We start from the raw sequence: 15153 nt of genomic DNA on the forward strand, positions 1-15153 counted from the left end.
GCTCGCTCGGATCGGCCCCGTCGACTCAGTCCGGTCGGATCGGCCCCGTCGACGCGGGCCGGTCGGCCGGGTCCTGCCCGCTGGGCCCGTCACCTCGGCCCTGCCCGCGGACTCAGACCGCGCGCCCCCGCCCGCGCGCCTCCCGGCGGCTCAGGTCCGGAGGCTCCGCGCCAGGCCGCGGCGCAGCCGGGACGCGGCCGTCCGGGCGGGGGCGGGTCCTCCGCCCGGCAGGCCGAGTTCGGTCAGGCGCTCGACCGTGAAGTGGTGGGCGGTGCCGGGCTCGGCGTGGTGCTCCTGGAGGAAGGCGGCGGCCTCCGCGCGCAGTCCCGGGTGGACCTTGTGCCGCATGCAGTAGCCGACGGCGCGCACCAGCGGCGTGAGCGAGGCCGGTGCCACGCCGGGCAGGGCGGGTTCCTCCCCTCCCTCCAGGTCCGCGACCAGGTGGTCGACGACGGTGAGCGGGATGCGGTTGCTGTTCTCGAAGGGGGTGAGCCGTTCGAGGACCTCGTCCGTGCCCACGCGCGCGATGGGGACGCCGTAGTAGACCGCGGCGGTGATCATCGCCGTGGAGAAGCAGCCGACGACCAGCTCCGGCCGGCAGCGCTCGTAGAAGGTCTCGGCGAGCAGGGGGCCGTCGAGGACCGTGAGGCGCACGCCGCTCCGCCCGGCCTCCTCGTCCAGGGCCTGGGAGTAGCGGGCGGGCGCGGTCGGGTGCGGCTTGAAGACGATAGAGCGGTGCCCGGCCGCGGCGGCCCCGCGCAGCATCCGTACGTGCAGCTCCTCCTCCTCCTCGGCGGTGAGCAGGGACAGGGCGGCGAGGTACTGGCCGAGGAGCAGCGCCGTCGGCTCCGCGGCGGCGGCGCGCGCGATCTCCGGGTCGTCGGCCGCCTCCTCCGCGATCTCGGCGAGGACGGCACGGAAGGCGGTGTCGGGGACGAGCTCGGACTCGACCCCGTACTCGGTCAGGAGGAGGGGGCGGAGACCCGGCACGAGGTCGAGGTGGAGGACCCGGCGGACGCGGCAGGCGATCGACTGCGCGAGGTCGGAGCGGGTCGGGCCGTAGCTCATGAGGCCGTCGGCGTAGACGTGCACGGTGCTCTCGGGGAAGGTGCCGGCGAGCGCCTTGGCCGGGTTGACCTGGATGGATTCGACGATCAGCTCGACCGGTCCGGTGCCGAGGTCCCAGGCGGTGCGCAGGACGCGCTGCCAGAGCGGTGCCTCTTCGGGGCGGGGGGCCCAGGCGGCCGGGTGGTACGGGTGGATCGTCTCGTTCCAGTCGAGGGTGCCGTCGAAGCGCGCGGCGATCCGCTCGTACCCGGTCATGGTCTCCAGGCGCAGCGCGGTCTCCGGGATCTCGGCGTTGTGCGAGAGCAGCAGGAGCCTGCGGGCGGAGTCGCGGGGGCCGAACTGCCCGGCGTCGAGCGCGGCGGCGAGGGTGGCGGCGCCGTACAGGGTGGACACCTGGAAGATCTGGACCGGCAGATCGACGGCGGGTGCCCGCTCGGGGGCTTCGGCCTTCTCGGCGGCTTCGGCGTTCTCGGCGGCGGGTGCCATGGGTCAGGCGGTCCTTCCGGTGTCGCGCAGGCTCCGGAGGAGGGTGCTGCGGGGGGTGTCCATGGTGGCGAGGGTCTCGTCGAGGACCTCCTGCGGCATGCGGTGCAGGGCGTCGTGGACGTCGGCGCGCAGCTTCGTGGCGACGGCCGGGTCGTACTTGTCCACCTTCCCCATGTGGAAGGCGATCATCGCGCAGTACGTACGGACCGCCTTCGGCAGGAAGCGGTCCGCCTCCGGGTCCCGCGAGACGTCGTCGAGCAGCAGGTCGTACGAGGGGATGAAGTCCAGCTGACGGTTGTCGGTGATCTGGGTGAGCGAGGTGGTGACGCCCCGCCGGTAGAAGACCCCGTGCAGGGAAAGCGCGGCGAACGTGCGCGCCTTGAGGTGGAGCCGCCAGATCCAGAGACGGTCCTCGGCTGTGCGCAGAGAAGTCTCGAAACGGGATTCCCCGTTCTCGAAAAGGCGCCCGCTGTACACACCGAAGGGGACGAAGGGATAGTCGACCATCGTCACCATGCTGGCCGGCGAAATGCCGTCCCTGGGGTCCATCACGACGTCGCGCCGTTTGGCCGGGGCGTATCGGATCTGCCGCTTCCGGCCCTCCGAGAGGACGTGGTCGGTCCGGGCGAAGTCGCAGTCGAGGCGGGAGATTCCGGCCACGGCGGCGCTCAGGTGGCCGGGCGCGTACCAGTCGTCGCCGTCGAGGAACGTGAGGTAGTCGCCGCGTGCCGCGTCGATTCCGGTGTTGCGGGCCTGGGCGACGCCCCGGTTCGTCTCGTGCCGGATGACGGTGGCGTTCGGCAGCCGGTCGCGCCAGCGGTCGAGGATCTCCGGGGTGTCGTCCGTCGAGCAGTCGTCGATCAGCAGGAACTCGAATTCCGGATCCGCGTTGTTCGCGAGGCTGCGCAGGGTGTCGGGCGCGTATGCCCCGACATTGTGGAACGGTACGACGACGGACAGTTTCGGCACTCGGGATCCCCATACTGAATCGAACAATTAAACGCCGCTACGGCGGGCACAGTAACGACCGACTTTTCCCGGCGAACGATCCGCGTGTGCACTCCGGGTGAACTCTTGTCGTATCCGGCGCGAACCCCCGTCACCGGCGGGCCCGCCGGCGGTGCAGGAAGCCCGTCGCCACGAGCGCGAGGAGCGCCACCGCTCCCACCGCGCCGCCGAGCTTGATCCCCGGCGGCCGGAAGGAGCAGCTGACCGTGGTCGCCCGCCCGTCGAGGGGGACGGCGACGAAACCCTGGTACGCGCGCGCGGGGCGGGCGTCGGCGTCACCGGCGGCGCAGCGCCACCCGGAGATGCGCGGCGCTGCGAGGACCGCGACGCCCGTGCTGCCCGGGGGCAGTTCGGCGGTGACCGTGTGCCCGTCGGCACGCACGCGCGTGGCGCCGGTGGCGGTGAGCCGCGCCACGGCGGAGTCCAGCCGGGCCCGGACCAGGCAGCCGACGGGCTCCCGGGGCAACCGCACCTTGCCCTCGGGCCCGAGGTCGATCCGTACCGCGCCGGAGTCCGGGACGGTTCCGAGGGCCTGCATGGGGGCGCGGACGGACGGCGGTTTGCCGTCGAACTTCACCGGCCGCTCCCCCGCGAGGGTCGCCGCGCCCTTGTAGTCGGGCGCCCAGAACCAGACCTGGGAGCCCACGGGGCAGGTGGCCGTGAGGGTGCGGCCGGTGCGGCGCGGGACGGGCAGCTCGTACACGTCGGCGCCGAGGAGGCGTTCCTGCCGCGCGAAGGCCGAGTCCCCGGGGTGCGTGGCCGGGCGCTGCGGCGGGCGGACGGTGATCAGCGGCGGGACGGGGGTCGTCGTGACGGTGACCGTGGCGCGGGGCGCGGCGTCCTGCCGTACCGGCTCCGTGGGCTTCGAGCGCAGCCGGGTGCCGATGGAGAAGAGGGCGTCCGCGACGGGGTTGTCGAGGGTGACGGGGTGCCGGCCCTTCGCGTAGAAGCCGAAGCCGAGCGAGGCCAGGGTCCGGGACGTCACGTCCGAGGTGAGGCTGCTGTAGTAGTCGGCGCCCTGCCCTCCGACGAGCAGCACGTCGTTGCCTCCGGGGACCTCGCCGGGGTCCGTGCGGTGGCGCGGCCAGTCGTCCGCGCGGGCCACCTCGGCAGCGGCGGTGACGTGCCAGGGGCCGACCCGGGGCGACCAGGAGACCTTGCTCCGCTGCTGCTCCTCGATCCGCTTCCCGGTGACGGCCACCTCCCCGGCCTGGGCGGCGACGAGGAGGACCACGGCGAGGACGGGGAGGAGGCGCGCGGTGGACCGGCGGCGGGCGCCCAGGGCCAGGAGGACGGCGGCGAGCGCGAGGAACACGGCGGCGCCGAGCGCGGGGAAGGTCCAGCGGTCGATGTCGACGCTCCCGCGGGCCGCCCACGCCAGGGCGCCGAGCAGCGACGCGCCCGCGAGGAGCGCCGGCGGCCGGGGCACGCCCCCCGCGGCCGAGAACCAGGCGCCGATCAGGAGGAGACCGCACAGGACGAAGGTCTGACGGTACGGAATGCCGTTCGGCGACGCGCCCGCGTGCCACAGGAGATGGGTGGGCTCCCACTGGAGGGAGAGCGTCACCAGGACGACCGCGGCCGTCCAGCCCACCCGGACGCGGGGGGCGACGGCCCGGTTGAAGGGCAGCGTCAGGGCCAGTGCGAGGGCGGGCGTGCCGATGAAGAGGGCGGGGCTGGCGACGCTCGCGGTCGCGGGCAGGAAACGGGCGAGGACGTCCGTCCAGGGCGCGGGCGCGAAGGTGGTCTCGGGGGTCGGGTCGGCCACCTTCGTGGCGAGGAAGACGACCACGACGAGCGGGGCGGCGAGCCCGATGCCGATCAGGACGCTCCGGGCGGCGCGCAGGGCCCCGGCGAGGCGCTGCCGGGCTCCGGCGGTCTCCTCGGCGGTGAGGAGGCGGACGGCGAGGACGACGGCCGCGCCGAGGGTCGCCATGTACGCGGTGTAGAAGTTGGCGATCCAGGCGAGGGCGACGACCAGGGGGCCGAGGACGGGACGGCGGCCGGTGCGGGCCCACTCGCCGACCAGACAGAGCAGCGGGAAGGCGACGAGGCCGTCGAGCCACATGGGGACGGTGGCGCCGAAGTTGAGGGTCCAGCCGGAGAGGGCGTACGCGGTGCCGAGCACGGTGGCGACCGGCCACGGGCCGGGGCGCAGCCGCAGGAGCAGGAACGCCATGGCGGCCGCGGCGGCGCTGATCTTGGCGGCGGTCACGGCGTACAGGGCGAGTTCGACGCGGTCCGCCGGGAAGAACACGACGAGCAGGTCGAAGGGGCTGCTCAGGTAGGTGCCGATGTCGCCGAGGAAGTTGGAGCCGAAGCCGGAGTTCCAGTTGAGGAAGGCGTCCCCGTGCGTCTCGCCGAGCAGGAACGCGCGCCAGTAGGCGTGGAACGGCAGGTACTGCTGGCCGAGGTCGACGATGTTCCGGGTCACCGGCCCGAAGGGGTACGTGCGGGAGAGCCGGGTGGCGAGGCAGAGCAGCACGGCGGTGAGCAGGGCGGCGGCGGCCGGGGCCCGCAGGGCCGCGAACCGCCGCCGCTCGTCACCGCCGTGCTCCTCGCGTACGGTCCCGTGGTCGGGGTCCTCGACGTACACGGCCTCGGCGGCGGGTGGCACACATCCTCCAGGGGGCGCACTGCGGGCAGCGGCCCGGAGGGGTCGTCACGGGCCGACCGCCATTACCGCCGAGGCGGGCGACCCGCAACCGATCGGCAGGCGCTCTTCAGGCACACCCCGGGTGAACTCCGGGTGCCGGAGGGGGCGCCGGTGCCCGCGGGCGTCAGGCGACGGGCACGGAGGCGACGAGCTCGTCCACGGTGCGGGCCACCGTGCCGAACAGGTCCCGGACGGTGGTGAGGCTCGCCGTCTGGAGGGCCGCCGACGGCTGCACGCTGCCGTCCGGGGCCTCCAGCGGGCGGGTCGCGGTGGCCTCGGCGACGACGGTCGGGCGGTAGCCGAGGTTGAAGGCTCCCTGGGCGGTGAAGAGGACGCACATGTGCGTCATGAAGCCGGCGATGACGAGGTCGCCGCTCACGCCCAGGTCCTTCAGGGTCTCCTCCAGGTCGGTGGCGTGGAAGGCGTTGGGGAACTGCTTGACGACGACCTTCTCCCCCTCGACCGGGGCGACTTCGTCGCTGATGGCGCCGATCTCGGCCCGGATGTCGTAGGGGGTGCCCTCGCCGCCGTCGTTGACGACGTGGACGACGGGGGCGCCCGCGGCGCGGGCGGCGGCGAGGAGCCGGGCGCCGGCGGCCACGGCCTGCTCGGCGCCGTCGAGCCGCATGACACCGGTGCGGTAGGTGTTCTGGAAGTCGATCATGATCAGCGCGGACTCGTCGAGCCGCGGCAGTTCCTGGGGCAGGCCGATGACGTCGCGGAGGGTGGTGGAGGCGGTCATGGGGGTTCCTTTCGGCAGGTGTTGCGGGGTGGATGACGGGGTCAGGAGAGGTTCTCGGGAGTGCCGTCGGGCGCGAGGTCGACGAGCTCGTCGGCGATGCCCCGCGCCCGGAACGCCTCCACCAGGGAGGGCATGTCCTCGGAGTAGATGTTCCAGCCGTCGGTGTGGACGGCGACCACCTTGCGGGGGTCGAGGGCCTTTGCCACCCGGGCGGCGTTCGCGGAGGTGAGCGTCAGCGGGGCGTTGCCGAGGATCGCGGGGGTGCGGGCGGCACCGGCGAAGAGGACGGCCGTGTCGATGGGGCCGATCTCCTTCCTGACCCGGTCGCCGACCTCCTCGGCGACCTTGACGGAGGCGTTGTCCCCGGAGATGTAGGTGGTGGGGACGCCGTCGCCGCTGAGGACGAAGCCGGTGACCTCGCCGTCGGCGCCGCGGTCGACGCCGTCGGGACCGTGCAGCGCGGGCACGGCGGTGACCTCGACCGTGCCGCCGGCGGTCCTCAGCCGGTGGGACTCCCAGCTCTTCATGGCGGTGACGTGGTCGCCGAGCCGTTTCCGCGCGCCGGGCGTGGAGAGGACCACGGGCACGTCCTTCAGGAGGGCGCGGCCGGTGTCGTCGAGGTTGTCGTCGTGCTGGTCGTGCGAGAGCAGGACGGCGTCGATCCTGCCGATCCGGTCGGTGCCGAGCGCGGGGGCCCGCGTCTTCTCCAGGCCGCTCCGGTACTTCTTCGGCGCGTCGAAGGTCGGATCGAGCAGGAGGCGCAGGCCGCCGATCTCGAGGATCGTGGTCGGCCCGCCGATGTGCGTGGCGGTGAACGCCTTGGCGGGGGCGGCCTCCTCGTCGGTTCCGCCTCCGCAGCCGGCGAGCAGGGCCGCTGCCGCCGCGGCGGCGACCGCGCCCGGGGTGACGCGTCGTCGGAGGAGCGTCGAACGGTTCATCAGGGAACACCAGCTCTCGCGTTGCGAACGATGTTTCATACGCTAACACGATTCGTAAGCAACGTTTACAACAGAGCCGGTCTCCCAGGTCAGCACTGTTAGCGCTGTTATCGTGGGAGCCATGTCGACGGCACGAGAGCGCATCCTGGAAGCCACCGGAGAGCTGCTCGCCACCCAGGACGCACTGGCGATCTCGACCCGGGCCATCTGTGAGCGGGCGAAGGTCGGCGCGCCGGAGATCTACCGCCAGTTCGGCGACAAGCAGGGGCTGCTCACGGCCGTGGCCGACATCGGTTTCGAGCGGTTCCTCGCCGAGAAGCGGCGGAACCCGCTCACCGACGACCCGGTGGCGGACCTGCGCACGGCCTGGGACAGCCACGTCGCGTTCGCGCTGCGCAACCCGCACCTCTACCGGCTGATGTTCACGCCCACGGGCGACGCCAAGCCGCAGGCCATCAAGGAGGCGCAGGCGATCCTCCTGAAGGCCGTGGAGCGCTGCGGGGCCGCCGGCCGCCTGCGTACCGCCCCCGAACTCGCGGGGCAGTCCATCCTCTCGGCCAACGTGGGCGTCTGCATGATGGCGCTGTCGTTCCCCGACCTCTTCCGGGACCCCGCCATCTCGTTCGCGGTGCGGGACGCCGTCATCGGGAAGGTCACCGGCGACGAGCGCGAGGACACCCGCATCGGCACCGCGACCGTCCTCGCCCGGACCCTGCTCGACACCCTGACGGGAACGGCCCCGGTGGACGCCGCCGACACGACACCCCGGGTGCCGCCACGGTCTCTGCCGGGTGCGTGAAAGGGCCCCCGCCCGGAGGCGGAGGCCCTCGCGAGGGTCAGAAGGCGCCGTTCAGGTCCCGCCAGTCGCCGCCGCCGATCCAGTCGCCCGCTCCGAGGCCACCGCTGCCCGTACCCGCGTACCGGTAGAGCATGCCGTCGCCGGCCTTCGTCGCGATGAGGTCCGGTCGGCCGTCGCCCGACCAGTCGCCGTTGGCGATGATCGTCGGCATCCCGTTCCAGCCGCCGCTGCCGACCAGCACGCGCGAACCGAGCGCGCCGGCCCTGCCCGGGTAGAGCCAGAGCTTGCCGGTCGAGGCCTCGCGGGCATAGAGGTCGGCCCGGCCGTCGCCGTTCACGTCACCGACGCCCGCCAGGGCGTTGATGCCGTTCCAGCCGCCGGTGCCGATCAGCTTGCGTGCGCCCAGGGTGCCCGTGGAGGTGCCCGGGTACAGCCACAGCCTGCCGGTGGACTTCTCCACCGCGAGCAGGTCGGCCCGCGCGTCGCCGGTCAGGTCGCCGAACGCCGCGATCCGGCTCATGGCGTTCCAGCCGCCGGTGCCGATCAGCTTGCGCGCGCCGAGGCCGCCGGTCACGGTGCCGGGGTAGAGCCACAGCCTGCCGGTGGCCGTCTCGCGGGCGATCACGTCCTCGCGGTCGTCCCGGCTGAAGTCGCCGTGCCGGACCAGGGCGTTGAAGGCGTTCCAGCCGCCCGTGCCGACCAGGCGGCCACTGCCGTCACCGGGCAGGAACCACAGGCGCCCGACCAGGTCACGGACGAGGACGTCCGCGCTCCGGTCGCCGTTCATGTCGCCGAAGCCTGCCGCCCTGGGCGAGGTCTCCGAGAGCCAGTGGGGGTACGCGGGTCCCTCGCACTCCCGGAGCGTGCGGACGATCTTCACCGAACTGACGGACCTGCTGGCGATGCTGGTGGCCGAGCTGTCGTTCCCGTAACGCCCGGCACCGTCCTCGTAGTTCGGCTCGTCGAAGGTGCAGGCGAAACCCGGCGTGCGGTTGATGATCAAGCGGAACTTGTTGTCCCACGTGCCCAGAGTCGCCCTGCTCGACTGCGTCTTGAACATCGAGCCCGTGCCGTCGGTGTTCGCCCACGCACAGAAGTACCCCGTGGGGCAGTCTCTCACCGCGGCCTGTGCGGGCGCGGCGCCCGCGCCGAGCAGGCCGAGCGAAGTGAGTCCCAGCGCGGTGGCCGCGACGGCCAGACGCCGGAACATGGGTGTACGCATGAATTCCCTCCCTGATGTGACGCGTGCATGATTCAACGCGCCACAGCAAGGACCGTATCCGCACGCCTCCGCACGCCGCACGGCGGCGGGCCCCGGAGGGGCGCCCTCCGGATCGGCACCGCCCGCACCCCTCGCGGCGGGCCCGTCGGGTCCGCTGACGTGCGGGAAGCCCGCTCCTCAGCCCTGACCGACGGGAAGGACGTCCGGGGAGAGGGCGCCCGCGCGGGCGGCGGCCGCGGTCATGCGGCGGCGGTGGTGACGGCGGCAGAGGACCTCGTAGCCGATCTCCTCGGCCGGGCGGTTCACGTCCCCGACGACGACCTGCTCACCCTCGACGACCATCGCGCCGCCGACCGTACGGGCGTTGTGGGTGGCGCGGGCGCCGCACCAGCACAGGGCCTCGACCTGGAGCTGTTCGAGCCGGTCCGCCAGCTCGATCAGCCGCTGCGAGCCCGGGAACAGCTTCGTACGGAAGTCCGTCGTGATGCCGAACGCGAAGACGTCGAGGCTGAGGTCGTCGACGATGCGGGCGAGCTGGTCGATCTGCTCGGGGGCGAGGAACTGCGCCTCGTCCACGATCACGTAGTCGGCCTTGCCGCCCTGGGAGAGCTGGGTGACCAGGTACGCGTACAGGTCCATGTCCCGCGGTGCCTCGACCGCGTCCGTCACCAGGCCGAGGCGGGAGGACAGCTTGCCCTCGCCCGCGCGGTCGTCACGGGTGAAGATCACGCCCTGAAGCCCCCGCGCGTCGCGGTTGTGGGCGATCTGGAGCGCCAGGGTGCTCTTCCCGCAGTCCATGGTTCCGGAGAAGAAGACCAGCTCGGGCATGACGGGACGGGGACCTTTCAGGTCGTGGGAGGTGACGGGGCCGGAAGGGGGGTCAGGAACGGACTTCGAGGAGCGGGACCAGCTGCTCCGCCGGGGTCATGGACCCGTGCATCCCGACCATCGCGGACTCGTGGGGCTCGTTGACCGAGGCGGTGATCGCCACGTCGTCGTGGGCCGCGGCGACGACGTCGCCGATCCGGCCGTACACCCGCTCGTCGACCTCGGCGCCGAACCAGCCGAGGTCGATGGCCTCGTCGCGGCTCGCCACCCAGAACTGCTCGCCGACGACCTCGCGCCAGCAGGTGAGGACGTCGGCCTCCGCTCCCGGCACGGCGTAGACGTGACGGGCCCGGCCCTCGCCGCCGAGGAGGGCGACGCCGGCGCGCAGCTCCCAGTCCTCGTCGAAGTCGATCCGGTGCTGCTCGTCGAAGGGGATGTCGACCATGCCGTGGTCGGCCGTGACGTACAGGGCCGTGCGCGGCGGCAGCTGCTCGGCGAGCCGCTGCACGAGCCGGTCGACGAACATCAGCTGGCCGCGCCAGGCGTCCGAGTCGATGCCGAAGCGGTGGCCCGCGCCGTCGAGCTCGCTGTAGTACGTGTAGACCAGCGAGCGGTCGCCGCCGGCGAGCTGCTCGGCGGCGAAGTCCATGCGCTCCTCGCCGGAGAGCCGTCCGTGAAACGTTCCGCCGCTGAGCGCGACCTTCGTGAGCGGGGTCTGCTCGAAGATCGGTGAGGACACCTGGGCGGTGTGGATCCCCGCCTCGTGCGCGAGCCGGAAGACGGTGGGGTACGGCTGCCAGACGTGCGGCGCGGTCCACGGCTTCCAGCGCAGCTGGTTCATCAGGGCGCCGGTGTCGGGGTCGCGCACGGTGTAGCCGGGCAGTCCGTGCGTCCCGGGGTGGCGGCCGGTGCCGACGGAGGCGAGCGAAGTCGCGGTGGTGGCGGGGAAGCCGGCGGTGACCGGGCGGCCCGTACCTCCGCGCGAGGAGCCGAGCAGCGAGGTCAGGTACGGGGCCTCGTCCGGGTGGGCCTTGATCTGCTCCCAGCCGAGCCCGTCGATCAGGAAGACGCAGTTGCGGTCGGCCGGGGCCAGCTCCGCGATCCGCGCGTCGAAGCCGGGCACGCCCTGGCCCGCCACGAGCGTCGGCAGCAGGTCGCCGAGCGAACCGGTCGCGTACTCGGGCACCGGCGCGGTCTCCGGGGCGAGCGGGACCGGGTCGTCGGGCCAGCCGTGGGTCACGGTGGGCTGCACCATCAGCGGGTGGGCGCGGCGGTGGCCGCGGTCGCTTCGGAGAGGGCCTGGGCGAACGCGAGGGTCTGCCGGACGGTGTCCGGGCCGTCCCCGGCGTCGCTCACGCGCAGGCTGAGGTCGTCGGCGGTGGCGCTGCCGGTGTAGCCGTGGTCGGCGTCGCAGTTCGGGTCGCCGCAGGCGGCGGGCTCCAGGTCGATGCGGGAGACGGCGCCCCAGCCGATGGTGAGGACCACCTCGCGGGGCAGCGTGCCCGGCGTGTACGACTCTGGGTTGGCGACGACACGGCTGACGACGACCGACGAGATCCGGTCGAGCTTCACGGACTCGGTCGACGTCGTGGCGTACGGGGTCGGGGAGCTGGTGTCGGCGGCCTGCTCGTCGGTGTGGCTGACGATGAAGCGGTGCGGCGTCAGGACGAGGACGGTGACGTGGCGCCGGACCTCGTTCGCGTCGAAGGTGGTCTCCTGGTGGACCACGTACGACGTGATGGCCTCGCCGCCGACGGCGGCCTCCACCGCCTCGGCCACGAGGGCCGGGTAGTAGCCGCTGCGCTCGATCGCCGCGCGCAGCCCCTGGGTCGTCGTACCGCTCTTTGCCATGGACTCCATCCTACGGGGCCGAGGGGCCCCCTCAGGCCCGTCAGTAGCGTGGCAGGCTCCGCGGACCGAGGTCGGTGCGCGGCGACGGCGGGGCCAGCCGGACGGTCGCGCCGAGGACGGACAGACCGCGGGGCGCCACCACCACCGGCTCCAGGGAGACGGCGACCACCTCGGGGTGGTCGTCGACGAGGCGGGAGACCCGCAGCAGGAGCTCCTCCAGGGCGGGGGTGTCGACGGGGGCGGAGCCGCGCCAGCCGAAGAGCAGCGGGGCGGTGCGCAGCGAGCGGATCAGTTCGGCGGCGTCCCGGTCGGTGGCCGGGACCAGGCGGTGGGCCGTGTCGCCGAGCAGTTCGGAGGCCGCGCCCGAGAGGCCGAAGGAGAGCACGGCGCCGACGGCCGGGTCGATCGCGGAGCGGACGACGGTGTCGACGCCCCGGGGCACCATCGCCTGGACGACCGGCTGGAGCTCCTCCGGCGTGCCGAGGACCTCGGTGACCTCGGCGTACGCCGTGCGGAGCTGGTCCTCGGCGGCGAGGTCGAGCCGGACGCCTCCGAGGTCGGGGCGGTGGCGGAGGTGGGGCGCGGTGGTCTTGAGCGCGACGGGGTAGCCGAGCCGGCGGGCGGCCTCGACGGCGGCGTCGGGCGTGGGGGCGGGGAGCGTCGGCAGCACGGTGATGCCGTAGCGCGCGAGCAGCGCCCCGGCCCGCTCGGTGTCCAGGGTCACACCGCGGGCGTCCACGTCGTCGCCGCCCAGCACGCCGGCGATGAGCGCGGCGGCCCCGGCCTCGTCGATGTCCTCGTACTCGGGCACCCGGCCGGGCTCCGCTGCCTGCCGCCGCCACTGCCCGTACCGCACGGCCTCGGCCAGCGCCCGCACCGCCCGCTCGGCGGCGGGGTAGGCGGGGATGGCGGCCGGGGCCGCGGGGGTGGGGGCCGGAGGTACGGGAGGGGAGGCCGTGGCAGGGGCCGCGGGGCGGGGCGGGGTCGCGGGTCCCGTCGGCGTGCCGCCGGAACGGTTCTCCGGGGTGACGGCACCGCGCTCCGCCGCCGGCCGGGTGCTCGTCGCCACCGCGAGGGCCTCCGCGAGGCCGCCCATCTCCACGTGGACGACGACGACCGGCTTCGTCGGTGCGGGAGCGGCGGCGACGGCCTCGCGGAGGGCGGCCGCGAGCACCTCGCCGTCGCCGAACTCGGTGGCCCCGTCCTCGCCGACCCAGGGGATCGCGGTGACGACCACCGCGTCGGACGTCTCGTCGGCGAGCGCCGCCGCGAGCGCGTCCCGGAAGTCCGCCGGGACCGCCGCCGTCGTCAGGTCGAGCGGCCGCAGCGGACGCAGTCCCTCGGTGAGGCAGGCGTCGTAGGTGAGGAGGCCGAGCGACTCGGAGTTGCCGAGGATCGCGACCCGGGGCCCTGCGGGCAGCGGCTGGGCCGCCAGCAGCAGTCCGGCGTCGACCAGTTCCGTGACGGTGTCGACGCGGATCACACCGGCCTGCCGGAGCAGCGCGGAGACGGTGGCGTGCGGGATGCGGGTGACCGGAACCCGGTGGCCGGGCGGGGCGCTGCCGCTGTGCCGGGCGCCCTTGACGACCACGACGGGCTTGACGGCGGCGGTGCGGCGGGCGAGCCGGGTGAACTTCCGGGGGTTGCCGATCGACTCCAGGTAGAGGAGGACGACGTCGGTGCCGGGGTCGTCGTACCAGTGCTGGAGGAAGTCGTTGCCGGAGACGTCGGCGCGGTTGCCGGCCGAGATGAAGGAGGAGAGGCCGGCGCCCCGGCGGTGCAGGCCGGCCAGCAGGGCGATCCCGATGGCGCCCGACTGGGTGAAGAGGCCGATCCTCCCGGCGGCCGGCATCTGCGGCGCGAGCGAGGCGTTGAGCCGGACGTCGTCGGCGGTGTTGATGATCCCGAAGGCGTTGGGGCCGATGATCCGCATGCCGTACGAGCGGGCCTGCCGTACGAGGGCGCGCTGGCGCTCGCGGCCGGCGGCCCCGCTCTCGGCGTATCCGGCGGAGAGCACGACCAGACCGCGCACCCCGTGTTCGCCGCAGTCGGCGACGGCCTCGGGCACCCGTTCGGCGGGGACGGCGACGACGGCCAGGTCCACGGGTTCGCCGATGGCGCCGACGGAGGGATGGGCGGGGACGCCGTCGAGCTCGGTCTCCGCGGGGAGCGCCGCGTTCACCGCGTACACCCGTCCGGTGAATCCGGCCCCGAGGAGGTTGCGCAGGACGGTCCGGCCGACGCCGCCGGGTGCGCGTCCGGCGCCGACGACGGCGACGGAGCCGGGAGTGAGGAGCCGCTGCACGGAGCGCGCCTCCGCGCGCTGCTCGCGGGCGCGCTGGACGGCGAGGGAGCGGTCGGTCGGTTCGAGGTCGAGATGGAGCCGGACGGAGCCGTCCTCGAAGCTGCGCTTCTGGGTGTAGCCCGCGTCGGTGAAGACCTTGATCATCTTGTTGTTGGCGGGGAGCACCTCGGCGGCGAAGCGCCGGATGTCGCGCTCACGGGCGACCGCCGCGATGTGTTCGAGGAGGGCGGAGGCGACGCCCCTCCCCTGGTGGGCGTCCTGGACGAGGAAGGCGACCTCGGCCTCGTCGGCAGGGAAGGAGGCCGGCAGCCCCCGGTCGTCGATGCGGTCGTAGCGCACGGTGGCGATGAACTCGCCGCCGACGGTCGCCGCGAGTCCGACCCGGTCCACGAAGTCGTGGTGGGTGAAGCGGTGGACGTCCTTGGCGGACAGGCGCGGGTAGGGCGCGAAGAAGCGGTAGTACTTCGACTCGTCCGAGACCTGCTCGTAGAAGCTGACGAGGCGGTCGGCGTCGTCGGTCGTGATGGGCCGGATGCGTGCGGTGCCGCCGTCGCGGAGGACGACGTCCGCCTCCCAGTGGTCGGGGTAGGCGTGCTCCGGCCGGGCCGGGGGTTCCGCCGCTTCCGACTGCTCCGACGCGCTCTGCATGGGGTCAGCCTACGGCCGCGGTACGACTGCGGCACCGGTCGCGCGGCGGGGGTGCGCGATGCAAGGTGTTGCCAGGCAGGAAGGGCCGAAGGGCGGTCCGATCCGGGCCGAAGGTCGGCGCGGAGCACCGCGCAAGCCGTGAGAGACTGGTCTAGACAACCCGCTTGAGACTTGAAGGGCAACACCATGGCTGAGCGCCGCGTCAACGTCGGCTGGGCCGAGGGCCTGCACGCCCGCCCCGCGTCCATCTTCGTCCGTGCCGCCACGGCCTCCGGCGTGCCGGTGACGATCGCCAAGTCCGACGGCACCCCCGTGAACGCCGCCTCCATGCTCGCGGTGCTCGGTCTGGGCGCGCAGGGCGGCGAGGAGATCGTGCTCGCGTCGGAGGCAGACGGCGCCGAGGCCGCGCTCGACCGCCTGGCGAAGCTGGTCGCCGAGGGTCTGGACGAGCTCCCCGAGACCGTCTGAACCGGTCCCCCGCACGACGAACGGCCGTGGGGGGGGGCGCGGGGGGCGGGGCCGCGGGGCGGGGGGGGGCCGCCCCCGGGCCCGGCGGCGGCCCCGCAGAAGACAGGGAAGCCCGCAGCCCCCCACGGACACCG

12 protein-coding genes are annotated in these 15153 nt (G+C 73.7%); 2 read left to right on the forward strand and 10 right to left on the reverse strand.

What is annotated here, in order from left to right; translation table 11 throughout:
• Positions 1-150: 150 nt before the first annotated feature.
• From ACFV2S_RS24115 to ACFV2S_RS24135, 5 genes are all read right to left on the reverse strand, one after another.
• Complete coding sequence (locus tag ACFV2S_RS24115) at positions 151-1554, reverse strand: polysialyltransferase family glycosyltransferase (RefSeq protein ID WP_385562713.1); 1404 nt, start codon at positions 1552-1554, stop codon at positions 151-153.
• A 3-nt stretch (positions 1555-1557) separates the two neighbouring features.
• Positions 1558-2523, reverse strand: a complete 966-nt coding sequence (locus ACFV2S_RS24120) for a glycosyltransferase family 2 protein (RefSeq protein ID WP_385562716.1) — start codon at positions 2521-2523, stop codon at positions 1558-1560.
• A gap of 130 nt (positions 2524-2653) precedes the next feature.
• Entirely contained in the window at positions 2654-5179 is a 2526-nt protein-coding gene (locus tag ACFV2S_RS24125; RefSeq protein WP_385562719.1) for a YfhO family protein, read from the reverse strand.
• Positions 5180-5342: 163 nt separating this feature from the next.
• Positions 5343-5960: an isochorismatase family protein gene (locus ACFV2S_RS24130; protein ID WP_385562722.1), complete on the reverse strand. Its 618-nt coding sequence runs from the start codon at positions 5958-5960 to the stop codon at positions 5343-5345.
• Between the two features lie 41 nt (positions 5961-6001).
• Complete coding sequence (locus tag ACFV2S_RS24135; protein WP_385562726.1) at positions 6002-6898, reverse strand: MBL fold metallo-hydrolase; 897 nt, start codon at positions 6896-6898, stop codon at positions 6002-6004.
• 121 nt (positions 6899-7019) lie between these two features.
• Between ACFV2S_RS24135 and ACFV2S_RS24140 the strand changes: the two genes are divergently transcribed.
• Positions 7020-7697 (forward strand): TetR/AcrR family transcriptional regulator, encoded by a 678-nt coding sequence (locus tag ACFV2S_RS24140; RefSeq protein WP_385562729.1) that lies wholly within the window; start codon positions 7020-7022, stop codon positions 7695-7697.
• Between the two features lie 37 nt (positions 7698-7734).
• Here the strand turns inward: ACFV2S_RS24140 and ACFV2S_RS24145 are convergent, their stop codons facing one another.
• The 5 genes from ACFV2S_RS24145 to ACFV2S_RS24165 form a co-directional block, all read right to left on the reverse strand.
• On the reverse strand, positions 7735-8919 hold the full coding sequence (locus tag ACFV2S_RS24145) for an FG-GAP-like repeat-containing protein (RefSeq protein WP_385562732.1): 1185 nt from the start codon (positions 8917-8919) through the stop codon (positions 7735-7737).
• Between the two features lie 177 nt (positions 8920-9096).
• Positions 9097-9747 (reverse strand): thymidine kinase, encoded by a 651-nt coding sequence (locus ACFV2S_RS24150; protein ID WP_329857228.1) that lies wholly within the window; start codon positions 9745-9747, stop codon positions 9097-9099.
• 52 nt (positions 9748-9799) lie between these two features.
• A complete protein-coding gene (locus tag ACFV2S_RS24155) occupies positions 9800-11002 on the reverse strand; it encodes an alkaline phosphatase family protein (protein ID WP_385562735.1) in 1203 nt (400 codons plus the stop codon).
• The gene (locus tag ACFV2S_RS24160; RefSeq protein WP_383795817.1) at positions 11002-11598 is read right to left on the reverse strand and encodes a DUF5998 family protein; all 597 of its coding nucleotides are present in this window, start codon (positions 11596-11598) and stop codon (positions 11002-11004) included. The genes ACFV2S_RS24155 and ACFV2S_RS24160 overlap by 1 nt, the downstream gene beginning before the upstream one ends.
• A 40-nt stretch (positions 11599-11638) precedes the next feature.
• Positions 11639-14551 carry a GNAT family N-acetyltransferase gene (locus tag ACFV2S_RS24165; protein WP_385562739.1) on the reverse strand — a complete coding sequence of 971 codons (2913 nt, stop codon included), beginning with the start codon at positions 14549-14551 and terminating at the stop codon, positions 11639-11641.
• 186 nt (positions 14552-14737) lie between these two features.
• Here ACFV2S_RS24165 and ACFV2S_RS24170 point away from each other — a divergent pair, with 186 nt between their 5' ends.
• Positions 14738-15019, forward strand: a complete 282-nt coding sequence (locus tag ACFV2S_RS24170; protein ID WP_015036698.1) for an HPr family phosphocarrier protein — start codon at positions 14738-14740, stop codon at positions 15017-15019.
• Positions 15020-15153: the final 134 nt, after the last annotated feature.

Origin of the sequence: Streptomyces sp. NPDC059695 (genome assembly GCF_042733785.1) — a bacterium.
GTDB lineage: Bacteria > Actinomycetota > Actinomycetes > Streptomycetales > Streptomycetaceae > Streptomyces.